The 24,558-nt window shown below is 72.1% G+C and carries 11 protein-coding genes; 2 read left to right on the top strand and 9 right to left on the bottom strand.

Going from position 1 to position 24,558, the window contains the following annotated elements:
• Positions 1–12: 12 nt before the first annotated feature.
• The 5 genes from WME76_RS25525 to WME76_RS25545 form a co-directional block, all read right to left on the bottom strand.
• On the bottom strand, positions 13–1,206 hold the full coding sequence (locus tag WME76_RS25525) for a hypothetical protein (protein WP_437954886.1): 1,194 nt from the start codon (positions 1,204–1,206) through the stop codon (positions 13–15).
• 13 nt (positions 1,207–1,219) lie between these two features.
• Positions 1,220–2,416 carry a hypothetical protein gene (locus WME76_RS25530; RefSeq protein WP_437954887.1) on the bottom strand — a complete coding sequence of 399 codons (1,197 nt, stop codon included), beginning with the start codon at positions 2,414–2,416 and terminating at the stop codon, positions 1,220–1,222.
• Between the two features lie 202 nt (positions 2,417–2,618).
• Entirely contained in the window at positions 2,619–3,212 is a 594-nt protein-coding gene (locus WME76_RS25535) for a hypothetical protein (protein ID WP_437284805.1), read from the bottom strand.
• Between the two features lie 11 nt (positions 3,213–3,223).
• Positions 3,224–5,359: a molybdopterin cofactor-binding domain-containing protein gene (locus tag WME76_RS25540; RefSeq protein WP_437954888.1), complete on the bottom strand. Its 2,136-nt coding sequence runs from the start codon at positions 5,357–5,359 to the stop codon at positions 3,224–3,226.
• The gene (locus tag WME76_RS25545; RefSeq protein ID WP_437954889.1) at positions 5,356–5,817 is read right to left on the bottom strand and encodes a (2Fe-2S)-binding protein; all 462 of its coding nucleotides are present in this window, start codon (positions 5,815–5,817) and stop codon (positions 5,356–5,358) included. The genes WME76_RS25540 and WME76_RS25545 overlap by 4 nt, the downstream gene beginning before the upstream one ends.
• A 208-nt stretch (positions 5,818–6,025) precedes the next feature.
• Here WME76_RS25545 and WME76_RS25550 point away from each other — a divergent pair, with 208 nt between their 5' ends.
• Positions 6,026–7,696, top strand: a complete 1,671-nt coding sequence (locus WME76_RS25550) for an NTP transferase domain-containing protein (protein ID WP_437954890.1) — start codon at positions 6,026–6,028, stop codon at positions 7,694–7,696.
• Positions 7,697–8,192: 496 nt separating this feature from the next.
• A complete protein-coding gene (locus tag WME76_RS25555) occupies positions 8,193–8,609 on the top strand; it encodes a nuclear transport factor 2 family protein (RefSeq protein ID WP_061614382.1) in 417 nt (138 codons plus the stop codon).
• A gap of 56 nt (positions 8,610–8,665) precedes the next feature.
• Here WME76_RS25555 and WME76_RS25560 read toward each other — a convergent pair whose 3' ends face one another.
• From WME76_RS25560 to WME76_RS25575, 4 genes are all read right to left on the bottom strand, one after another.
• Positions 8,666–12,856 (bottom strand): ATP-binding protein, encoded by a 4,191-nt coding sequence (locus WME76_RS25560; RefSeq protein WP_437954891.1) that lies wholly within the window; start codon positions 12,854–12,856, stop codon positions 8,666–8,668.
• A 143-nt stretch (positions 12,857–12,999) separates the two neighbouring features.
• On the bottom strand, positions 13,000–13,401 hold the full coding sequence (locus tag WME76_RS25565; protein ID WP_437520054.1) for a nuclear transport factor 2 family protein: 402 nt from the start codon (positions 13,399–13,401) through the stop codon (positions 13,000–13,002).
• A 112-nt stretch (positions 13,402–13,513) separates the two neighbouring features.
• Complete coding sequence (locus WME76_RS25570) at positions 13,514–18,970, bottom strand: type I polyketide synthase (protein ID WP_437954892.1); 5,457 nt, start codon at positions 18,968–18,970, stop codon at positions 13,514–13,516.
• Positions 18,957–24,188 (bottom strand): amino acid adenylation domain-containing protein, encoded by a 5,232-nt coding sequence (locus WME76_RS25575; protein WP_437954893.1) that lies wholly within the window; start codon positions 24,186–24,188, stop codon positions 18,957–18,959. Before WME76_RS25575 ends, WME76_RS25570 begins: the two co-directional genes overlap by 14 nt.
• Between the last annotated feature and the right edge of the window lie 370 nt (positions 24,189–24,558).

Raw genomic sequence — 24,558 nt, forward strand, 5'->3', positions numbered from 1 at the left:
GCCCTCCCGCGCTCACTCGATGGTCGAGTCGGTGACGGTGATGGGGGTGTCGTCGTGGTTCGAGATCTGCGGGTAGGTGGGGTACCACGAGCCGCCGAGATTCCCGGTGATCACCGATCGATCGATGACGATGTTCCCCGAGTGGTCGTTGCTCACGAAGAAGATCGCGCTCCCGTGGGCGTTCACCTCGTTCCGCTCGATCCGCGTCCCGCAGAGCGTGAGCGTCATCGTGTTGCCGTCGTTGTAGATGGCCCCGCCGCTGCCGCCGCCCGGCGTGCCCGCCTCGGCGGGGTTGCCGCCGTTGCCGAGCGCGCGGTTGTGGGAGAACAGGCTGTTGATCACCGTCCAGGAGACGCCGATGCTGCTGATCCCGCCGCCGTTCGCGCACGCGTTCCCGTACCCCTCGGCGCCGCCGAAGGTGCTGTTCACCACGTGGAGCGGTAGCCCGTTGTACTGCATGAAGGCCCGGATCCCGGCGCCCCCGACGTCGGGGCCGGTCGGATCGCACGCGTTGTTGAAGAAGCGGGAGTTGACGACCTTGAGGCGCCCGCCCTGGGCGAAGATGGCGCCGCCGCCCTCGTCGTCCTCATCGGTCGAGTCGCCCTCGATGAAGGTGAGGTTCTGGACCGTCAGGCGCGGGTGATCCTGGTTATCGCAGTTCGGCGTCGTCCAGACCTGCGCCTCGTCGCACGTGTTCATGTAGAGGATGCGCCGCTGACCGCCGCCGCTCAGGGTCACGAGCCCGCCGCCGTCGATCACGATCTCGGGGCCGGTGTCGTTGAAGATCTTCGCGGTCTCCTCGAGCGTGATGGTGATCGGGTCGGGGCCGCAATCGAACGTGATGACGCCGCCGCCCGCGACGGCGGCGACGACGGCCGCCGAGGTGCAGCTCGCCGGTGTGCCGTCGCCGATCACGGTCGTCGGAGACGAGGTGTCGGCCGCCAGCGCCTCGGCCGGCACGGCGCAGGCGCCGTCCGGGTTGCCCGCGGGCGGGCCGCCGCCCTCGTGCGCGGGAGATCCCGGGGTCGCGCCGCCCGTGCCCGCGCCGCTCGTCGCCCCGCTGCCGGCCGTGCCCGTGCCGCTCCCCGAGGCGCTCGTGGCCCCGCTGCCGCCCGTGCCCGTCGCCTCCCCGCCGTCGTCGTCGGCGCACGCCCCGAACACGACGGCCACCGACAGACACGCCATCAGATCCAGCGATCGTCGCATGATGTCCTCCTCGCTACTTGGCGACCTTCATGACGACCCCGTTGTCGAAGTCGCTCGTTCCCCAGAAGACGCTCGTCGCGTTCACCGCGATGGACCACGGGCTCTTCTGTCCTGCCGCAAGGGTGACCGGGGTGGTGCTCCCCCGCCGGAGGGCCATGATCGTCCCGTTCGTGCTGTCGGCCCAGTAGAGCCCGCTCTCGTCGATCGCGATGCCGGTGACCCGGCCCTGTCCGGTGGCGATCGGCGCCGGCGTGCCGCCCGCGATCGGCACCGACATCAGCGTCCCGTCGTCCAGGTTGCTCCAGTACACGTTGCGCGTGTCGACCACGATGGCAAACGGGAACGCCTGGCCGGAGGCGAGCACCGTCGTGGTGCCGGTCGCGAACTCGTGCTTTCGCACCCCCGTGTCGCCGCCATAGTTGTTCGTCCAGTAAACGTGGTTGTCGTCGGCGGCCACGCCGCGCGGGTTCATCCGGCTGCTCGCGTAGGTGGTGACGCGCCCCGCGCCGGCGGGCAGCGAGGCGACCTTGCCGCCCGCCTCGACGAAGTAAAGAGTCCCTCGGTGCGCGACGAGGCCGTTCAACCGCTCGGAGCCCTCGTACAGCACCTGCTCCGTCGGCGCGCCGCGCGGCAGCGACTTGATGGTCGCGTCGGGGACGAAGATCGTCGACCAGTAGACGCCGTCCGGATTGATGGCGATGTTCTCCGGGTTGAGCTGGCCGGTCACCAGCGTCGTCGGGGCGCCCCCGTCGAGCGGCACCGACATGACGTTGCCCATCGACTTCGCGGTCCAGAAGACCGCGTTCGCGCCGACCGCGATCGCGACGACGTCCCGCTGCCCCCGGGCCAGCTCGACCGGCTCGCACAGGCCGGCGCGGCACGCACCGCCCTGGCAGCCGTGGCCGCACTCGCCGCAGTGATGCGGGCTGGTCTGCACGTCGACGCACCCGCCGCCGCACGCGACCTCCGGGGGCGCGCAGGGGCCCGTCGACGCGCTCGACGAGGCGCTCGTCGCGCCCTCGCCGCCGCTGCCGCCAGGGCCGTCGTCCCCGCCCGCGCCGCCGCTCCCGCCGGCGCTGCTGCTGCTGCTGCTCGCGGGGCCGACGGGACCGACGCTGCTCGCGGGGCCGCTCTCTCCCCCGCCGGCCCCTCCGCCGCCCCCGGGACCGCTTCCCGAGAAATCCCTGACGTGCGGCGAACAGGCGTTCACGAAGGTGAGGCTGAATGCAAGGGCGACCGATCGGCGTAACGCGGAGAGCATGAGGGGCCTCCAGGGCAATGCGTGCACGAGAGCGAACCGCGATCCTGTGCAATCCGGCGGCGGAGAGCAACAGCCCTGGTGATCGTTTCTCGTGGAGGCTGCCGTGCGCTCCCCGTCGCCGGGGTCGCGGGCGTCCCTGGAGGGAGGTCGGTCACCCGCCCGGGCAGGGCGCGCCGGCGCGGGCCCAGGTCTCCCAGGCGGCGACGAACTCGGGGTACGGCGTCGGGATGGGCGTGCGGCCGGCGCCGGGGTTCCAGCCCCAGGTCACGAGCGGGTCCTCGAGGTGGACGCGCAGCGCCGCCATGTCCTTGCCGCCATTGCGCGCCGGGTCCTTGATCTGCTCGCACAGCGCGCGCGGGGCGACGCCGACGAACACCATCTTCATCTCGGGGGGCGGCATGTGCCAGCCCTTCGAGACACCAGGCGGCACGTGCATGCCGAAGCTGTTCGGCGGGTTCGTCGGGCCGTGGCACGTCGTGCACTCGGCGCCGGCCATGCCGTGTCCCGTGGGGCCGCGGAGCACGAGCTGGTTGTGCAGGCGGCCCTCGTCGCCCTGCAGCGGCACGTCGCCGGCAGGGTGGCAGTTCTGACAGCGAGGGTGCTGGAGGACGCCGCGCACGGTCTCGAACGCAGCGAGGCCGGCCTGGCGGTCGGCCGGCGACGGCGCGGGGGCCTGCGAGGCCCCGGGCGTCTGCCCCCCGCACGAGGCGAGGAGGAAGGCGAGCACGAGAGAGGATCGGATCATAAGGTCGGCACCTACGCGAGACGGAACGGCAGAGAGCGCAGCCGCTGCTTGGTCAACACGAACACCGCGTTCGCCACGGCGGGCGCGATCGGCGCGGTGGCAGGCTCCCCGATGCCGCCCATCTTCGCCTCGCTCTGGATGATGTGCACGGCGACGCGCGGCATCTCGAACATCCTGAGCATCGGATAGTCGTGGAAGTTGCTCTCCTGGACCTGCCCCTCGACCAGGTTCAGCTTGCCGTAGAGCGCCGCCGTGAGGCCGAAGGCGACGCTGCTCTGGACCTGCGCGTCGATGCCGAGCGGGTTCACCGCGGTGCCGCAATCGACGGTGCAGGTGACCTGGTGGACGTGGATTCGCCCCTTCTCGATCGAGACCTCGGCGACCTCGGCGACGATCGAGCCGAACGACTCGTGCATCGCGAGCCCGCGCGCCCGCCCCGCCGGGGGCGCGGTGCCCCAGCCCGCCTTCTCGGCGGCGAGCTTCAGCGCGTTGGCGTGCCGCGGCTTGTCCTTGAGCAGCTCGAGGCGGTACGCGAGCGGATCCTGCCCGGCGGCGTGGGCCAGCTCGTCGACCATGCTCTCCACCGCGAAGGCTGTGTGCGTGTTGCCGACCGAGCGCCACCACAGCACGGGGACGGGCGTCTTCGGCGAGTGCAGCGAGACGCGGAGCGCCGGCGTCCTCCCGACGTAGGGCGACTCGGCGATCCCCTCCACCGAGGTGTGGTCGATGCCGTTCTTGACGATGAACGGCTCGAGCGGCGTGCCGGCGACGATCGACTGGCCCACGGCCACGTGATCCCACGCCACGGGCAGGCCGCGCGCGTCGACGCCGACCTGCATCCGGTGGACGAAGGCGGGGCGGTAGAAGCCGCCGCGCAGGTCGTCCTCGCGCGTCCACACGACCTTGACCGGCACGCCGGCGGCCTTCGCGACCGTCACGGCCTCCGCGACGAAATCGTTCGTGCTGCTGGCGCGCCGCCCGAAGCCGCCGCCGAGGAACGGCGTGTGGATCTGGACCTTCTCGGGCGCCGTGCCGAGGATCTTCGCCGCGGCCATCTGGTCGCCGCTCTGGAACTGCGTGCCGGTCCAGATCTCGCAGCGATCGCCGTCGATCTTCACCGTGCAGTTGAGCGGCTCCATCGGCGCGTGCGCGAGGTAGGGCACGTCGTACTCCGCCACGAGCCGCGCCTTGGCCGCGGCCAGGGCGTCCTCGACCTTGCCGACCTGGGTCGAGATCGCGCCGAGCTTGCGCGACTGCGCGCGGAACTCGTCGAGCAGCTTGCCTGTGTCGACCCCGCCGCCCTCGGGCTTCGTCCACTCGGCGCGGAGCGCGTCGCGCCCGAGCTTGGCGGCCCAGAAATGCGCGGCGACGACGGCGACGCCGTTCGCGGTGGGGACGACCTTCTCGACGCCGGGCACCTTGAGCGCGTCCGCGGGGTCGAACTTCGCGAGCTTCGCGCCGAACGCCGGCGGGCGGAGCACCACGGCCGTGCGCAGCCCCGGGAACTGCACGTCGATCCCGAACTGCGCCTTGCCCGAGATCTTCTCCGGCGTGTCGAGGCGGCGCACGGGGGTGCCGATCAGCTTCCAGTCCTTCGGCTCCTTCAGCTTCACCTTCGCCGGCGGGGTCAGCTTCATCGCGTCCTCGGCGAGCTGGCCGTACGTCAACTGGTTCTTGCCGTGGGTGACGATCCCCTTCGCGGCGACGCACGCCGCGGGCGCGACCTTCCACCGGGCGGCCGCCGCGCGCACCAGCATGTCCTTCGCCATCGCGCCGACGGTGCGATACCGATCGAACTCGCTGTTCGTGGTCATCGACCCGCCGGTCATCTGGAAGTGCATCACCGGATGGCCGTACACAGGCGCGGCCGGCGCGTGCTCCGACCGCACCTTCGACCAGTCGCACTCGAGCTCCTCGGCGATCAGCATCGCGAGCCCGGTCCAGATGCCCTGGCCCATCTCGGAGTGCGCGAGCACCACGGTCACCGAGTCGTCCGTGCCGATGCGCACGAACGCGTTCGGCGACACCGGGGCCGGCTGCGCCGCCTTCGGCGCGGCGCGCACGCCCTCCGGCACGTAGAAGCTGAGCAGGAGCCCCGCCGCGGAGGCCGTGGTCACCTGCAAGAAGTCACGCCGGGAGACGGTCACTTGCCACCTCGATTGAGCCGCGACGCGAGGATCACCGCCTCACGAACACGGCCATACGTCCCGCACCGACACACGTTTCCGGACAGCGCAGCGTCGATGTCGGCGTCCGTCGGATCCGGCTTCTGCTCGAGCAGGGCGACCGCGGTCATGATCTGCCCGGACTGGCAGTACCCACACTGCACCACGTCGGCCTGCGCCCACGCCTGTTGCACCGCGTGCGACCCGTCGGCGGACAGGCCCTCGATCGTCGTCACCTTGCGCGCCCCGACGCTCGACACCGGCAGGACGCAGGAGCGCGCGGGCTTGCCGTCGAGGTGGACCGTGCAGGCGCCGCACTGGGCCATGCCACAGCCATACTTGGTGCCGGTCAATCCCAGCAGATCCCGGATCACCCAGAGCAGAGGCATGTCCGGTGCGGCATCGACCTCGCGAACAGCGCCGTTGATATGGAGTTTCATGGCCGTCCAGGCCATACTTTTGCGCTGGCGCGCCGTCAAGCGACGGCATCCACTCTTATCGTTTCTTCAACATCGTTCAGCGGATGACATCGTCCCGTTACATCCCGGGGAACCCGGGCGCGCCGCGGCGCGCGAGGGCGCCGCGTGGCGTCCAGCGACGATGAACGTCCTGGCGGGGACGTCGCGAAAGGATGATGATGCCACGCGGATGAACGAGCTCGAGCGGATCGTGCGGGAAGCGACGAAGCTGGTGGCGGACCGGTCCCCGTTTCTGCTCGCGACCGTCGTGCGGGTGTCCGGGTCGTCGTACCGGCGCCCCGGCGCGCGGATGCTTGTCGCCGGCGATCGATGGCTGTCGGGGTGCGTGAGCGGCGGTTGCCTCGAGGGCGACGTGATGCTCCGCGGAGAGCACCGGTGCCGTGACGGCGCCGTGGTGGTCACCTACGACTCGACCACCGAGGACGGGGAGCCGTGGGGCGTGGGGCTCGGCTGCAACGGCGTCGTCGACGTCCTGCTCGAGCGCGTCGAGGCCGGAGCGACCCACGACGCGCTCGCGTTCGCCGGCGCCTGCTTCGCCGAGGAGACCACGGGCACGCTGGTCACGGTGATCCGCTCGACGGCGTCCGCGGTCCCGGTCGGCGCGCGCCTCGCCTTCGGTCCGCCGTGCGCGCTCGCGCATACGGTGACCGATCCGGCCGCGCGCGCCGCGATCGAGCGCGCGGCGCGGGGGCCGGCCGGGGTCGTGGAGCTCGACGGGCCCGGGATCACGGTGCTCGTCGAGAAGATCGCGCCGTCGCCGCAGCTCTTCGTGCTCGGGGCAGGCCACGACGCGGTCCCCCTCGTCACGCTCGCGAAGTCGGTGGGATTCCGGGTCACGGTGGCCGGCCCCGTCATCCGCCAGGGCTCCCGGTTCGTCGCCGCGGATCGCGTGCTGTCGACCGGCGGCGCGACGGATCGCCTCCGCGCGCTCATCGACGCGGCGGCCGAGCCGTACGTCGTGATCATGCACCACCAGCGCACGCCGGATCGCGACGCGCTCGCGGCCGCCCTCGCGTCGCGCGCCCGCTACATCGGCGTGCTCGGGCCCGCGCGCCGCACGCGCGATCTGCTCGCCGAGCTCGGCCGCGGCCCCGGCGACGACCCCCGGATCCACGCGCCGATCGGGCTCGATCTCGGCGCCGAGACGCCCGAGCAGATCGCGCTCTCGGTCGTGGGCGAGCTCCAGGCCGTCGCGCGCCGGGCGCAGGGGGGGAAGCTCCGCGACCGCGCGCGACCGCTGCACGCGGGCCTGGCGATGGCCGTGCTCGCCGCGGGCGGCTCGCGCCGCCTCGGGCGCCCCAAGCAGCTCGTCGAGTTCGACGGGGCGCCGCTGGTCCGGCGCGTGGCGGCGGCGTGCGTCGAGGCGCGCTCCGGGCCGGTGGGCGTCGTGCTCGGCGCCCACGCCGGCGCTGTCGCGCCCGCGCTCGGCGATCTGGGCGTCGCGCTCGTCGCGAACGACGGCTGGGAGGAGGGCATCGCCTCCTCGATCCGCGCCGCGGTCCGGTGGGCGGAGGCCTCGAAGGCCGACGCGCTCCTGATCGCGCTCGCGGATCAGCCGCTGATCACGGTCGAGCACCTCACCGCCCTGCGGAATGCGTGGCTGGCGGGCGCGCCGATCGCCGCGTCGCGGTTCAGCGGCGTCGTCGGCGCGCCGGCGGTGTTCGACCGATCGCGCTGGGACGCCCTGTCGCGCCTCGAGGGCGACCAGGGCGCCGGCCGGCTGCTGCGCGCCGAGAGCGTCGTGGCGATCGACTGGGCGGGCGGGGCGATCGACGTGGATACGGCCGATGACGTGCGCGCGCTCGACAGCCACGCGCCGGCGCATCCGCCGAGCTGCTGAGCCGCCGCCGCGCCGGGCGAGCTCCCGCAGGCCGCGGCGGACTCCTCGGCTGAGCCCACGAGGGCCCTTGCCGGTGTGCCGTGCCACGCTGTGCCGTCCCTTCCGGCGCGCCCGCGCGCTGTACTGGCTGAGCATGTACCTGCCCTCGCTCTCGGTCGGCGCCCTCCTGAAGCGGATGTCGATCGCGCAGCTGCAGGGCGTGGGGCTGCTGTTCCTTGCTCGTGGGGTTTCTGGTCAGCTGGGTTCCGGGGTTCGAGGGGGCACCTGGTCGGCTGGCGCTGGTCGGGGTCGTGTGGTGTTACGTGTTCGTGACCACGACGACCCTTGTCGCGCGCAGCCGCCCGGGCTCCGAGCGCCTTCGCGCGCAGGGCGTCGCGCGTCGCCTCCGGGGTGCTGTATGCTCGGCCGAGATCAGGCTCGGATCGGTACGGGAGCAGCGGAGCGCATGGAGTCCTCGGAGAGAAAGCCGGCAAGTCCAGAAGATTCGGTTCGCCAGATGCTCGTCGAGTTCGCGCGCGCCTTCGAGCGAGGCGACGTGGACGCGTTATGCGACATGTTCGTACGTGACGATGCCCTGATCTTCTACGGCACACACGACAAGCTGCACTTCACGCGCTGGGCCGAGATCGAGGCCTCGTTCCGGCGGCAGAGCGAGATCCTGAAGGACCTCGTGTGCAGGATCACCGGCGATGTCCAGGTGCGTCTGCTGGCCGGGGGAGCGGCCGCCTGCGCCGGGACCGCCGGCTTCGGTATCCACGCCACCATGGGCGGCGTGCGCTTCGACCTGCCCGCGCTCCGACTGACCTGCACGGTGGAGCGCCACGGGGATCACTGGCGGTTCGTGCAACTCCACCTCTCCGTGTCGGACAGGCCGTTCCTCGACAGCGTGGGCCACGTGCTCGAGAGCGCCTGAGAGCGCCTGAACGCCGCGCCGCCACACCACGCCGGTGCGGCGGCGCGGCCCGCGCCTCACGTGGGGACGTCGCTCGACTCCGCCAGATCCCGGAGCGCCCTCTCGCTCCGGCGCAGCGCCTCCTCGGTCCGCTGGACCTTCAGCGCCTCCTGCTCCAGCTCGCCGCGGAGCACGGTGTTCTGCAGCGACAGCGCGGCCAGGAACTCGAGGAGCGGCAGCCGGCGCAGGATGAACGCGCCGTGGACCAGCCGGTTCTCCAGGTAGAGGAGGCCGCCCACCTCGCCGGGGTTCTTCATGAGCGGCATGCACAGCACCGACTTCGGCCGCTCGCGCACGAGGTACTCGTCCCCGGCGAAGGCGCCGCTCGCCCCGACGTCGCTGAGCACCACCCGCTCCCGCGTCCGCTCGACATAGTTGACGATCGACGCCGGGACGCGGGTCGCGAGCGGCGCCGTGCTCCGCTCGTACACGCGGATGCTGATGCCGTCGCGGTCCACCACGGCCTCGGCGGCGAGCCGCAGGCCGTCCCCGGTGAGCAGGAGACAGCACCGCTCCGCCCCCTCGTGCTCGACGACGAGCCGCATGAGCGACTCCATCATCTCCTTCGGCGTCATGTCGCTCGAGAGCGACCGCGAGACCTTCACCGCGGTCTGCGCGTCGATGGCCTCCGCCGCCATCGTCATGACGCCGCTGCTCGTCGCGCGGCGCTGCTCCTGGTTCAGGACGAGCGCATGCCGCTGCTCGAGCTGCCTCACCTTCTCGCTCGCGCCCCAGCGCGAGTACGACGCCACCGCCTCCCGCAGGTAGAGCCCCGGCAGGCCGCTGTAGCCGCGATCCAGGTAGAACCGGGCGGCGAGCTCGCTCGCGAGCGCCTCCTGGTGGATGAACCGGGACTCGCGGAAGGCCACGATCGCCTTATCGTAGAGCGCCGCGGCCTCGTCGTGCCTGCCGTCGACGCGCGCGCGCTCCGCCGCTACGAGCGCGTGCTTGCCGGCGAAGTTGTCGGGGCAACTCTCGGCCCAGACGCGCAGCTGCTCCTCGTGGCCGGCGAGCGACCGCCGGAGCCCGGCCTGCTCCTCGGCCGGGGCCCCGGAGAAGCGGGCCGCCCGGGCGAGGGCACAGTAATAGTGGCACTCGGCCGCGAACAGCGACCCGCTACCCCCCGCGATGTTGCGCTCCGACGCCTCCGCGGCAAGGGCCGCCCCCTCGTCGTTGCACGCAAGGAGGTGCTGCGCGGTCTTCATGATATAAAAGACGAGCCGCACGCTCGGGAAGCTCTCCTTCTCGAGGCGGGCCTCGAACGCCTGCTCGTCGAAGTCGTCCCCGCTCATCGTGCCGAGGTGGCGCGTGGCGCCCCTCAGCGCCTGGACCAGGCGCAGCATGCTCGTCACGGCGTCCACGGCGAACGTGATCTTCGCCTTCGTCGCGTAGTCGAGCGCGCTCACCGCGACCTTGTACGTCTCCTCGATCGGGTCGCCCCGCACGAGCACGTTCAAGGTGAGCTGGATGTTGCTGAAGCTCCCCCACGTCAGGTTCCCGACCTCGTTCGCGGCGTGGATGCTCGCGAGCTGGCAGGCGATCCCGGTGTCGATGTGGCGCGTCCAGACCGAGATCAGGCAGCCATAGAGGTTGGCCACCTCGGGCTTGTAGACGAGCGCGTTCATCTTCTCGGTCAGCTCGTATCCCACCCTGCCGATCCGGTCGCCGTCCTGGTACGCGTTGAGCCTCACGCACAGCGCCTTGCCGAGGCTCGTGTACCCGATGCCGGTCGACTCCGCGTTGCCGTGGAGCAGGCTGAGCCGGACCATCTGACAGACCAGGAGGTCGTTGAGGTTCGGATCGGTGTAGAACGACGAGGCGTACATCACCGCCATCACGCCCATCGCCGCGACCATCGGCGGCGCCGTCATCCTCGGCTGGCCCAGGATCTCGTCGGCCGTGCGATCGCGCAGCGCGTCGCGCAGCGCCGTGATCTCCGCGGTCACCTCCTCGTCGGCCGGCTGCCTCCGGAGCTTGATGCCGAGCAGCGCGAGGCACTCCAGCCCGACGCCGATGCACGCGTCGTGCTCCGACCGGGCCATGTGGTTCTGCATCAGGACGCGGTAGGCGGCCGCCTTGTCGAGCTGCGTGCGCGCGCGCTCGAGGAGCACCGAGCAGAGGCCGACGGACCGATCGAACTCCCCGTTCACGCTCGCGCTCTCGGCGAGATCGAGGTGCAGCGCGAAGGCGAGCAGATCGTCGGCTCCCGCCCAGTCGTCCTCCCCGATCAGCGCGCAGCCCGCGGCGAAGTAGGCCACCGCGGAGCCGTAGGCCCCGGAGGCCCTCGCCTTCCTGCCGGCGCGGAGGTTCAGCTCGGCCGTCCTGCGCCGCTCGCCCGGATCGGTGATGAGGGAGGCGCCGATGTTCAGCTGGTTCGTGATCTCGAACAGCCGGTCCTCCAGCGCCTCCTCCGGCGTCTGGACGAGCAGCAGGCGCCCGATGCGCAGGTGCGTCGAGGCGTGGTTGCCCTCGCGGATGAGCAGGTACGCGGCCTGCTGCACGCGGTCGTGGAGGAACTTGTACGTGCCGCCCCGGCGCGCCACGAGCCCCTCGCGGATGGCCGGGGTGATGGCGGCGTGCGTCGCCTGCGTGGACTCGCCGTACATGGCCGAGAGGACCTCGGCGTCGAAGCGGGCGCCGAGGCAGGCGGCGAGGGAGAGGACCCGCTGCGTCTCGCCGTCGAGCCGCCTGAGGCGGGTCAGCACCAGATCGACGACGTTGTCAGTCAGGTTCTGCGCGGCGATGGCCTCGATGTTCCAGCACCAGACGGCGCTCACGGGGTCGACCCAGACCAGCTTCTGGCGATAGAGCTCCGTCAGGAACTGGCCCACGAAGAACGGGTTGCCGCCCGTCCTCTGGACGAGGAGCCTGGTGAGCTGAGCCCCCTGCTCGTCCTCGCAGCGGAAGGTGTCCATGACGAGCTCGAGGACGTTCTCGTGCGGGAGCGGGTCGAGGCTGAGCGTCGAGACGCGCGCGCCCGTGGCGTGGATCTGCCGGAGCACCTCCATGAGCGGGTGCGACGGGCTCACCTCGTTGTCGCGGTATGCCCCGATCACGAGCAGGTGCCGCTTCTCGGGCACCGCGACGATGTCGCGGATGAGCCTCAAGCTGGCGGGATCCGCCCACTGCAGGTCGTCCACGAACAGCACGAGCGGGTGCCGCTTGCGCGCGACCACGCCGAGGAACGCATGGAACACGCGGACGATGCGGCTGCGCGCCTCGTTCGGCGCGAGCGGCGGCACCGGCGGCTGCTCGCCGAGGATCAGCGAGAGCTGCGGGATGATGTCGGTGATGACCCGCCCCTCCTCGCCGACCGCGTCGCTCAGCCGGTGCTTCCACCCTGCGAGGGACTGCGGGCTCTCCGTCAGGAACTGCCGGACGAGCTCCCCGAACGCCTGGGCGATCGTGCGGTAGGGGATGTCGCGCTGGAGCTGATCGAACTTCCCGGAGATGAACGCCCCGCGCTCGCGGACGATGGGCTCCTGCACCTCCTTCACGAGCGAGGTCTTTCCGACGCCCGAGTACCCGGCGACGAGCACGAGCTCGGCGGTGCCCGTGACGACCACGCGATCGAACGCCTCGAGCAGGAGCGCGCGCTCGCGCTTCCTGCCGTAGAGCTTCGTCGGGAGCTGCAGCCGGTCCGGGATGTCGGCCGTCCCGAGCGGGAACGAGTCGATCATCCCGAGCTCCTCCATCTCGGTATGGCACATGAGGAGATCCGACCAGAGCCCGCGGGCGGTCTGATAACGCTCCTCCGGAGACTTCGCGAGGAGCTTCATGACGACGTCGGAGACGATCCGGGGCACGTCCTGCACCACCTCCGCGAGCGGCACAGGGGCCCTCGCGATGTGGGCGTGCGCCCACGCGGGCGCGTCGTCTGCGTCGAGCGGCAGCTTGCCGGAGAGCAGCTCGTACAGCGTGACGCCGAGCGAGTAGAGATCGGCGCGCTCGTCGATCGGCCAGTCGACGCGGCCCGTCCGCTCCGGCGCGATGTAGGGCAGCGACTCCGGGTTGATCTTCGCCTCGTCGGAGAGGCCGAGATCGCCGCGCACCACGGCCAGCCCGCCGTCGAGCGACACCTCCCCGCTCTCCGGGTGCACGGAGAGGTTCGCGGGGCGGATGTCCAGGTGAAGGGTGCCTGACTTATGAAATTTCGATAGCGCCGATGCGATCTGCACCGCGTATGCGAGGAACGGACGAAGATCCATGGGAGCCCTGGAGATCGTCGACAGGACGATCCTGAGTTGACGGTACTAGAAGCAAGATCCCTGTCAATCTTTCCTCCGGCCTCGCCGGCCCGACGCCGGCCGCCGGAGCGCCTCGACATCGACCCGCTCCGCGCGGACGTCGATCACGACGCGTCAGGGATCCTCGTCGTGTGGAGCACGAGCGCTCTCCACTCACCGCCCTGGAGCTCCCAGACCGCGGTGAAGGCGATGGTGTTATCGAACTTGACACCACCCTTGATCTCGGCGCGTGAGCGGTAGACTCCGGTCACGATAGCGACGTCTCCGCCGGCGATACGCACGTCGCACTGCCGGAGCTCCTGCGTGTACGTCAACATGCTGTCGACGAGCTTCAGGTACTCGTCCTTACCGCGTTGCACTCCGCTGTAATCGACGTACCTCCAGCCCTCGGCCAGGTGGCGGTCGAGGAAGCCGTAGTCCTTGACGGCCCCCCCCACCGCCTTCGTCCACGCCTTGAGGAGCGCGACGTGCTCGTCTCTCGCCTGCTCCGCGGTGATCTTCGACATTCTCCACCTCCGCCGCGCGCCCTGGCCGTGCTCGGTCCCGCGCGACCGCGCGGGGGCGTCGCCGTCGCCGCTCCACACCCATGCTAGAGAGACCGGCGGCCGGCCGTCAACATCAGCCCTGATGTCCCGCCGCCTCGAGGGCCGCGCGAAGATGATCGGCCATGACTTGCACGTTCGGCGGCAAATTCATGGTGATGTGATTGCCAGGGACCTCGTGGACAGTGAGCTGGCCCTGGATCAAATCGAGCCATCCCCGCGCCGGGTTGTTCACGGTCATGGCGTCGCGCTCGCTCGCCTCGAAGAAGAGCACGTCACCCGGGTAGGGGCGGGGGACATAGCGCAGCATCGCCTGCAGGTTGGCGGTGACGATCTTGCGGAACGTGGCGAGCTCCTGGAGCGCCAGCTTCGGGAACATCCGGGAGACACCCTTCTTGCGCTGGAGCACGTGGAGCAGCTGCTCGTCCGGGGAGAGGTGCCGGATCTCCTCCGCGGGGACGGGGAGACTCGCATCGCCGCTGATCAGGTAGGCGAGGCGCTCGGGGGTGTCGAGATCCTCGGGGAACACCGCCGAGGGCGCGGGCGTGTCGATCATCATGAGAAGCGCGACGCGCTCGCCCCCGGAGATGAGCTGGTGCGCCATCTCGAAGGCGACGACCCCGCCGAAGGACGACCCGCCGAGCACGTAGGGGCCCTCCGGCTGGATGTGCCGCCGTACCGCCTCGAGGTAGCGCGCGGCCATCTCCTCGACGCGGGTCAAGGGCGGCGCCTTGCCTTCGATGCCCTGCGCCTGCAGCCCGTACACGGGCTGCGCCGGGTCCAGGCAGGTGGCGAGATCGTGGTAGAAGTAAACGTGCCCTCCGACCGGGTGCATCAGGAAGAGCGGCCGCCCGGTGCCGGGCTTGATCCGCACGAGCGAGGGGGGCAAGAGGCGCGCGGGAGAGCGCCGCGACATCGAGGTGGATGAGGGCGAGTCGGACTGCGCGATGAGCTCGGCCAGGGCCGCGACGGTCGGCGCGTTGAGCAGGCTGTGGCCGGGTAGATCCATGTTCACGACGTTGCGCAGCCGGGAGATGAGCTGGACGGCGAGCAGCGAGTCGCCGCCGAGCGCGAAGAAGTCGTCGTGCACGCCGATCCGCTCGATGCCGAACAGCTTCTCCCAGGTCTCGGCGACGGCGCGCTCCAGCGGATCGCGCGGCGCCACGTAGGCCGTGCCGAGGTCGGGCCGCGGGTGGACCGACCTCGGGATGCCCTCGGAGTCGGCTTCCCGCGACGCCGGCGCGCTCGAGCTCGGCGCGCTCGAGCTGGCCGAGGCGCGCTGCCTCGCCTGCGCTTCCCGCTTCAGGACGAGGACGTGGGGCGTGGGGCTCGTGAGGATGCGCATCCAGGCGTCGAGCGCCTCGTCGCGCGAGAGACCCTCCTCCGCGGCGGCCGCGCCGCCCTCGCCCGACTCGGCCGCAGGTTCGAGCTCCTTGCCGCGCGAGGCGTCCTGCCGCTGCCACGGGTCCCACTCGATCGCGATCGTGAGCGGGCCGTCCCCGGCCGCCCGCCGCTGCGCGAAGGCGCCGAGGAAGGCGGTCGCGGCGCACTGGCCCGCGAGGCCCGGCCCGCGGGAGCCCGTGGTCCGCGCGGCGCACAGCGCGACGAAATCGGGCCGGAGCCCCCGGAGCGCCTCGTCGAGGACGAGCGCGCCGTCGACCTTCGGCGCGAGGAGCGCCTCGCCCTCCTCGCGCGTCATGCGCTGGAGGGGCACGGCGCGGCGGGCGCCCGCCGCGTGGATCACGCCGTCGATCCGCCCGAAGCGCTGGAGCGCCTCGGCCACCGCGCGCTGCATGTCGTCAAGCCGCGAGACGTCGGCCGTCACGAGGAGCACCTCGGCGCCCAGCCGCTCCATCTCGAGCACCGCGCCGATCTTGCGGCGTAACGCGTCGGAGGCGCCCGCGCCGGCGAGGTCGCCCCAGGCCTCCCGGGGCGGGAGCGCCGTCCGGCCCGTGAGCACGAGCTTCGCGCGCGCGACCTTCGCGAGGTGCTCCGCCATGGCGGAGCCGACGACCCCGAGCCCGCCGGCGATCAGGTAGACGCCGCCCTCCCGCAGGCGCGGCGGCAGGCCCTCGGCGCGGTCCATGCGCGCGGGCTCGAAGATCCGGACCCAGCGCTCCCCGCTCCGGTAGGCGATGACGGGCTCGGTCTGCTCCAGCGTGACCTCGGCGAGGAGCTGGTCGATGAGCCTCGCCTCCTGGAGCGTCCGCGGCTCCGGCAGGTCGATGTCGACGCTGATGCACGAGATGTTCGGGTACGCCCTGGGGATGGCCTCGCACGGGCCGAGCAGCGTGGCCTTCTCGGGGCAGAGCACCGCCGGGTCGGTCACCTTCTGCATGTGGCTCGTCACGACCCCGAGCCGCACGTCGTCGCGGAGCCCCGCGTCGCTGATGCCCTGGGCCAGCGCGACGAGGCTGGCGAACCCGAGCCGCTGGGCGTCCGCGAGGCGGGCGGTGTCGAGCGGCGCGCGCGCGGGCTTCGTCACGCCCCACAGGAACATGATGCGCGAGGGGGAGACGCCCGCGGCGCGGAGCGCGCAGAAGAGGGACGCGTGGTCCTCGCGGCTCGCGGGGGCGACGGTGAACTCGCCCTCGCCCGTCGCGGCGAAGCCCTCGCCCGGCCGCACGGTGATGACCTTGTAGCCGTCCCGGCGGAGCCGCATCTCCATGCGGGCGCCCAGCCCGTAGCTGTCGGCGAAGACGACGCAGCACTGGGCCCTCGGCGGCCGGGCCGACGCCTTCATCGACCCCGACAACACCGAGCGCTTCCAGGCCTGGAGGTGGATCAGGCCGGCCGGCTCCGGCGCGCTGCGCGCCGGCCGGCGCGCGGCGGTCGTGGCGGCGGGCGCGGGCGGGTCGATCCAGTACCGCTTCCGCTCGAACGGGTAGGTCGGCAGGGACACGCGCCGGCGGGGCTCGTGGGTGTACAAGCCCGACCAGTCGAGGCGGACGCCGGAGAGCCAGAGCTGGCCCAGCGTCTCCAGCAGGAACCCGATGTCGGACTGGCGGTGGTGGACGTGCCGGATCGACGAGAGCATCACCCGGCGGGCGCCCCGCGCGGGGTGCTGCTTGGCCAGGGTCGCGAGCACCCGGCCCGGGCCGACCTCGAGCAGGGCGCGGGTCGGATCGGCGAGCACCTCCCCGAGCCCCGCCATGAAGCGCACCGGCTCGCGCACGTGCCTCGCCCAGTACGCGGGGTCCTGCGCGTCGGCCGCGGACAGCCAGGTGCCGGTGACGTTCGACGCGATCGGGATCTTCGGGGCGCTCGGGCGCGCGCGGGCCACGATCGCGGTGAACGCGGCGAGCATCGGCTCCATCATCCGGGAGTGGAACGCGCGCGAGGTCTGGAGTCGGGTGCACTCCAGCTCGCGCTCGGCGAAGAGCCGGTCGGAGAGCGCCTCGATCGCGTCCTCGGGCCCGGCCACGACGCAGGCGGACGGCCCGTTGACGGCCGCGAGCGAGAGCGCGCCGCCGCCCTCGTCGAGCAGCTGCTGCACCTCGGCCTCGGGCAGCGGGACCGCGAGCATCGCGCCCGGCGGCATCTCCTGCATCAGCTTGCCCCGCCGGGCGACGATCCGGAGCGCGTCCTCCAGCGAGAAGACGCCCGCGAGGCAGGCCGCGACGTACTCGCCGAGGCTGTGGCCGATCATCGCCGCGGGCCGGATGCCCCACTCCATCCAGAGCGTGGCCAGCGCGTACTCGATCACGAAGAGCGCGGGCTGGGCGAAGCGCGTCTGCTTGAGCATCTCCGCCGCCGCCGCCTCCCGGCCCGGGGGCGGGTAGATCACCTCGCGGAGATCGAGCCCGAGCTCCGGCTGGAGCATGGCCGCGCAGAGATCGACGCCGGCGCAGAACGTGGGCTCCCGCTCGTACAGCTCCCGCGCCATGCCGGTGTACTGCGTGCCCTGCCCCGGGAACATGAAGACGACCGGGCGGTCGACGGCCTCCTCGACGTGCGCGAGGACCCGCCGCTCCCCGAGCGTCGACAGGAGGCTCACCGCCTCCTCCGCGTCGTTGCAGACGAGCATGCGCCGGTGCGGGAACGTCTTGCGGCCGACCTGGAGCGTGAACGTGACGTCGGGCAGGCTGACGTCCGGGTGCGCCTTGAGGTACCCGACGAGGTTCTCGGTGATCGTGTCGAGCGCGGTCCTCGTGCGGGCGGAGAGCAGGAGGAGCTGCCAGGACCGCCCGCCGGGCGCCGCCGCCGCGTGGGGCGCCTCCTCGAGGATGGCGTGGGCGTTGGTGCCGCCGATGCCGAACGAGCTCACGCCGGCGCGGCGGGGCCCGTCGCCGGGATCCCAGTCCGCGAGCGCCGCGTTGACGTAGAAGGGGCTGTTCGCGAAGTCGATCTCGGGGTTCGGCGTGTTGAAGTGCAAGGTGGGCGGGAGCTGCCGGTGGCGGAGCGCCTGGACGACCTTGAGCAGGCCGGTGATGCCGGACGCGACGTCGAGGTGTCCGACGTTCGGCTTGGCCGAGCCGAGCGCGCACCAGCCCTTGCGCTGGCTGCGGGAGCGGGCGTGGAACGCCCTGGTCAGGGCCGCGACCTCGATGGGATCCCCGAGGCGCGTGCCCGTGCCGTGGGCCTCCACGTACGAGATCGTCTCCGGATCCGTGTTCGCCATCGCCAGCGCCTGCGCGATGGCCTGCACCTGCCCCTCCACGCCCGGCGCGGTGAACCCGATCTTGGCCGATCCGTCGTTGTTGACGGCCGAGCCCCGGATCACCGCCTCGATGTGATCGCCGCTGTCGAGGGCGTCCTCGAGCCTGCGCAGCACGACAACGCCCGCGCCGTTCCCGGCGACCGTCCCCTGCGCCTCGGCGTCGAACGTGCGGCAGCGCCCGTCGGGCGAGAGGATCATGCCGTGCCGGTAGAGGTAACCCGACCGCGTGGGGACGTTGATCGCCACGCCGCCGGCCAGCGCGATGTCGCACTGGTACGTGAGCAGCGCCTGACAGGCCATGTGGACGGCGACGAGCGAGGTCGAACAGGCGCTCTGCACCGCGACGCTCGGCCCCCGGAGGTTCAGCTTGTAGGACGTCCGCGTGGCCAGGAAGTCCTTGTCGTTGGCGATGTACATCTGGTAGTCCATCGCCTTCCTGAGCTCGTGATTCGGGTAAAGGTTGCTCAGGAAATACGTGTCGTGGCCGCTCGCGCCCGCGTAGACGCCGATGGTGCCTTTGAACGCCTCGGGGTTGTAGCCGGCGTGCTCCAGCGCCTCCCAGACGCACTCCAGGAAGAAGCGGTGCTGGGGGTCCAGGATCTCGGCCTCTCTCGGGGTCATCCCGAAGAAGGCGGCGTCGAACCACTCCACGTCTTCGAGCACGGCCCGCGCGCGGACGTAGCTCGGGTCCGAGGCCACCTCCGGGGGCACGCCCGCCGCGGCGAGGTCCTGATCCGAGAGCGCGACGATCGACTCGACTCCATCGCGCAGGTTCTGCCAGAAGGCGTCGACGCTCCTCGCGCCCGGGAAGCGGCCCGCCATCCCGATGATCGCGATCTGGTCCTCGGGGACGGGTTGATCAAGCGGATCCATTCTGTCTGCTCTTGGCTGCTTGCTTCTTTCGTTTCAGGATCTCTCGCTGCTTCAGCGCCCGCGCGTCGGCCGCCGAGAGCTCGCTCCCACGGCCGCTGCTGCTCGCGAGGAACGCGGCGAGGTCGGTGACCGTCGGGCGCGCGAAGATGTCGACGAGGGAGAGATCGCTCCCGAACGACTCCCGGACGCGCTCGTGGAGGCGTACCAGGAGCAACGAGTGGCCGCCCAGATCGAAGAAGTTGTCGTGCACGCTCACGCGCTCGATGCCGAGGACGTCCTGCCATATCGCGATGAGCCGCTCCTCGAGCGAGCTCCGCGGCGCCACCATCGGCGCGCTCTCGGGGCGGAGCTCGCCGGGGGCCGGCAGGGCGCGGCGGTCCACCTCGCCGTTGCCCGCGAGGGGCAGCGCGTCGAGCAGCACGATGGCCGAAGGGTGCATGTAATCGGGCAGCCGCCGCTGCGCGTGATCGCGGATCGTGCGCTCGAGCCCGCCCGTCGGATCCGCCGTGAATGGGCGCGCGCGGGCCCCGGCTTGCCTGGGCGGCGCCGCGGCCCTGCTGCCGTGAGGGACGACGTACGCCACGAGGCGCCGGTCGCCCGAGCGCGCCGGCTGCGCCACCACGACCACCTCGCGCACGGCCGGGTGCTCGCCGAGGACCACCTCGATCTCGCCGAGCTCGATCCGGTAACCGCGGACCTTGACCTGCTGATCCATGCGGCCGAGGAACTCGAGCTGCCCGTCCGGCATCAGGCGGACGCGATCGCCGGTCCGGTACAGCCGCCCTCCCGGCTCGCCGCCGATGGGATCGTGGATGAACCGCTCCGCGGTGAGCTCCGGCAGATCGAGGTAGCCGCGCGCGAGGCCCTCTCCGCCGATGCAGAGCTCCCCGGGGACGCCGGCCGGGACCTCGTTGAGATCCCGGTCGAGCACGTGCACCCTCGTGCCGGGGATCGGGCTTCCGATGGGCACCGTGTGGCCGACCGGGCGTTCCACCGTGGCGCAGCAGGCGAACGTCGCGGCCTCCGTGGGTCCGTAGCCGCTGATCATCCGGCACCCCGGGAGCTCGGCGAGGACCCGGTTGACGTGCTGCGGGGACAGGACATCCCCCCCGGCGACGATCTGGCGCAGGCCGCGCAGCGCCGTGATCCGCTCGTCCACGAGGAGGTGGAAGACGCCGGCGGTGAGCCACACCGTGGTCACCCCGTGCTGGCGGATCACGCGATCCAGGTCGTCGAGCGACGCGGGCACGGGGGGCATGACGACCAGCCGGCCGCCGTTGAGGAGCGCTCCCCAAATCTCGAACTGCGACGTGTCGAAGGAGATCGACGCGAGCTGCAGGAAGACCTCGTCCGGCGCGAAGCGCGCGTACGTCGTGCCCTTGACGAGCCGGGCCACGCCCCGGTGCGGCACGGCCACGCCCTTGGGCCGGCCGGTGGAGCCCGACGTGTACATGACATAGGCGAGTTGGTCCGGCGTCGCCGGCGCCGACGGGTTGTCGTCGCGCGCCCGGCCGATCTCCTCGCGGTCCGCGTCCAGGCAGAGGACGCGCGCGCGGCACCCCGGCAGCGCCTCGCCGACGCGGGCCTGGGTCAGCATCACGCGGGCGCGAGCCTGCTCCATCATGAACGCGAGGCGATCGGTGGGGTAGGTCGGATCCAGGGGCACGAAGGCGAGGCCCGCCTTCAGCACGCCGAGGAGCGCGACGATCATCTCGACCGACCGGTACATGCACACGGCCACGCGATCTTCGGGCGCGAGGGCGCCCTCGTCGGTGCGCGCGAGGGCCCCCTCGTCGGGGCAGGGCGCGGCCCCGGACCCCGGCGCCTCGCGGACGCGGAGGCCGAGCAGGGTGTGCGCGAGCTGGTTGGCCCGCCGGTTCAGCTCGCGGTAGGTGAGCGACGTGACGTTCCCCGCGCCGTCGTCGAAGACGACCGCGACGGCCTCGGGAGAACGCTCGACCTGGGCCTCGAAGAGGCGGTGAATGCACACGTCCGACCCGGGGCCGGCCGGGGCGGTGCCCCACGCGCGGAGCGCGCTCCGCTCCTCGGGCGCGAGGAGCGGGAGCGCCGAGAGGGGCAGGTCGACGTCGCGCGACGCGCCCTCGAGCAGGGTCTCGTAGTGGCCCGCCATCCGCTCGATGGTGCGCGCGTCGAACAGCGCGGCGCTGTACTCGATGCGCCCGATGATGCCGTCCTCGCGCTCGTCGAGCTCCAGCGTGAGATCGAACTTGGACGCGCCCGTGTCCACGTCGAGCTGACCCAGGGTCCAGCCCGGATCGATCGCCGGCACGGGCGGCTCCAGGATGAAGGCGACCTGGAACAGCGGGTTCTGGCCGGGGACCCGCTTCGACTGGAGCGCCTGCACGACGCTGGCGAACGGCACGTCCTGGTGCGAGAGCGCGGCCTGGCTCACCGCCCGCACGCGCCCGAGCAGCTGCCGGAACGTGGGGTCTCCGCGCAGGTCGGTGCGCAGCACGAGCGTGTTCAGGAAGAAGCCGAGGAGGTCCTCGGTCTCCGGCGGATGGCGGCACGACGCGGACGTGCCCACGACGATCTCGTCCTGCCGCGCGTACCGGCAGAGCATCGCCTTGAAGGCCGAGAGCAGGACCACGAAGAGCGTGACGCCCTGCTCCCGGGCCAGCGCCTTCAGCCGGAGGGTGAGCTCCCTGGACAGGGCGACGCAGTGGCGCGCCCCCGCGAGGTTCGGGGCGGCCGGACGTGGCCTGTCGGTCGGCAGCTCCAGGGTGGGGAGGTCGGCGAGCTGCCGTCTCCAGTAGTCGAGCTGCGGCTGGTGGGCGCCGCTCAGCTGCTGTTCCCGCTGCCAGACCGCGTAATCGGCGTAGTGGATCGCGCGCTCGGGCAGCGGCGACGGCCTGCCCGCGGCGAACGCCTGGTAGAGCGCGTGGAGCTCCCTCGGGAGCACATCGAAGATGGAGACTCCATCCATCAGGATGTGGTGCACCACGACGAACAGCACGTGTTCGGCCTCGTCGAGCCGGACCAGCGTGGCCCGGAGCAGCGGGCCGCGGGCGAGATCGAACGGGCGCCGGGCCTCGTCGGTGGCGAGCGCGACGGCGCGCTCCCACCGCGTTTCGGCCGACAGCGCCGGCAGCGCCGTCAGGTCGACGACCGGCAGATCGAGCGGCGCCGGGGGCAGGATCTGCTGCACGGGCTCGCCGCCGACGACCGCGACGACGCTCCTCAGGATCTCGTGGCGCCTGAGGAGCTCGTCGAGGGCGCGCCCCAGGGCCGGGACGTCGAGGGGCCCGCGGAGGCGCAGGGAGAACGGCTCGTTGTAGAACAGCGCGCCCGGGTGGAGCGCGGCGTGGAGCCAGATCTGCCGCTGCCCGTGCGAGAGGGGGATGGGCCGGTCCCGCGGCGCAGGCGGGATGGCCGCGGCGGCCGGGCGCTGCTTCGGCCGGGGGAGCGACGCCACGAGCTCGGCCAGCGCGGCGACCGTGGGGGCGTCGCACAGGCTCTGCAGGGAGAGATCGACGCCGAGCGCGCGGCGCAGGCGGGACAGCACCCGCGCGGCGAGCAGCGAGTGCGCCCCGAGGTCGAAGACGTCGTCGTGGACGCCGATGCGCTCGATCCCGAGCGCATCGGCCCACGCCGCGGCGATCGCCGCCTCGATCTGGTTGCGCGGCGCGAGGGGCTCGCCGTCGCCGCGATCGGGCCGGGCGGCGTCCGGCGGCGGCAGGGCCGCGCGGTCCACCTTCCCGCTGGGGCCGAGCGGCAGCGCGTCGAGCAGCACGAACGTCGACGGGATCATGACCTCGGGGAGGCTCTCGCGGAGGAAGCTGCGCAGCGCGGGCACGACGGCCCGGGGGGCGGCCGGGGGCGCGTCCGGCGCGTCCGGGCGCGCGACGACGTAGGCGACGAGGCGGCCCTCGCTGGCGACGGCCACCGCCGCGCGGACGGCGGGGTGGCGCCCAAGCGCGGCCTCGACCTCGCCGAGCTCGACGCGGTGGCCGCGGATCTTCACCTGCTGGTCGACGCGCCCGAGGAAGGCGAGATCGCCGCCGGGCAGGCGGCGCACCACGTCGCCCGTCCGGTAGAGCCGGGCCTCCGGGAGGGCGCTGAACGGATCGGGGACGAACCGGGCCGCCGTGAGCTCGGGCTGACCCAGGTAACCCCGGGCCAGGCCGGGCCCGCCGAGGTAGAGCTCGCCGGACTCGCCGTCCGGGACCGGACGCATGGCGGCGTCGAGCACGAAGCAGCGCGTGTTCCTGATCGGTCGGCCGATGGAGAGCGGCTCGCCGGGGTCCCGATCCGGGTCGAGCCCGTCGGCCATCGTGGCGCACACGGTGGACTCGGTGGGACCGTAGGCGTTGATGAACGTGCGCCCCTCTGCCCAGCGCGCGGCGAGGTCGGCCGGGCAGGATTCGCCGGCGACGATGAGGGTCCGGAGCGCGGGCAGCGAGCGCTCGGCGCCCTCGGGGAAGGCGGCGAGCGCGGAGGGGGGGAAGGTCGCGATCGCCACCTCCTCCGCGCGCATCCGATCGAGGAGCGCGCGCCCGGGGATCATCTCGAACTTCGTCCCCATCACCAGGGTGCCTCCCCGGGCGAGCGTCATCGCGATCTCCCAGACCGACGCGTCGAAGCTGAGGGACGCGAACTGGAGCACGCGGCAGCCCGGCCCCACGTCGAATCGCTCGGCCAGCGCGCGGGTGAGGTTGGTGAGGCCGCGGTGCGTCAGCAGCGTGCCCTTGGGCCTGCCGGTCGAGCCCGACGTGTAGATGACGTAGGCGAGGTCGTCGGGGCCCGTGGTGTCCGGCGGGTCCTCGCCGCTGAAGCCCGCGGTCAGATCGCGATCGCCGTCCAGGAGGACCACGCGCGCCCCGTGGCGCGGCAGCGACGGGAGCAGCCGCGCCTGGGTGAGCAGGACGGGCGCCCCGGCGTCCTCGAGCATGAAGGCGACCCGCTCCCGCGGGTACGCGGGGTCGACAGGGACATAGGCGCCGCCGGCCTTGAGCGCCGCGAGCAGCCCGATGAGCGCCTCCAGGGAGCGCTCGGCGCAGAGCGCGACGAGGACGTCGCGGCCGACGCCCAGGCTCCTCAGGTGGTGCGCGAGCTGGTTCGCGCGGCGATTCAGCTCCTGATAGGTGAGCCGGTCAGGGCCGAAGGATGCGGCCACGACGCCGGGCGTGCGCCCGGCCTGGAGCTCGAACGAGCGGTGAATGCTGGCGTCCTCGGAGCTGAAGTCGTGATAGGTCATGTCGTGTGTGGTGGCAGGAGTCTCTTCAGGGGCAGAACATCAGCCCCCGTGTGCGAGCCCGAGCAGCGACGCGAGGGCGTCACGCATCTCGTTCAGAACCGTCCCAGGAGCACCGGAGTGAGCTCCAGGGCGGCAGCCGGTGACACGGGCGCGCCCCCGACGTTTCAGGGGCGCGGTCGGCACGGATACCATGCTGCATCACGCTGGTACTCACGCTTCGATGGGCGAGTCCATCGACGCCGTGGCAGGGTGACGGTCCACAATTCAAGGCTATTCGCAGCGCAGCCGATTACACACAACCGCGGAATGAAGGTCAAGCGGGACGTACGGCTTTTTTCGGCGTGGAGGGGCATGTGGTCGCGGCGCTGCG

Origin of the sequence: Sorangium sp. So ce119, from assembly GCF_051524405.1 — a bacterium.
Taxonomy (GTDB): Bacteria; Myxococcota_A; Polyangia; order Polyangiales; family Polyangiaceae; genus Sorangium; species Sorangium cellulosum_G.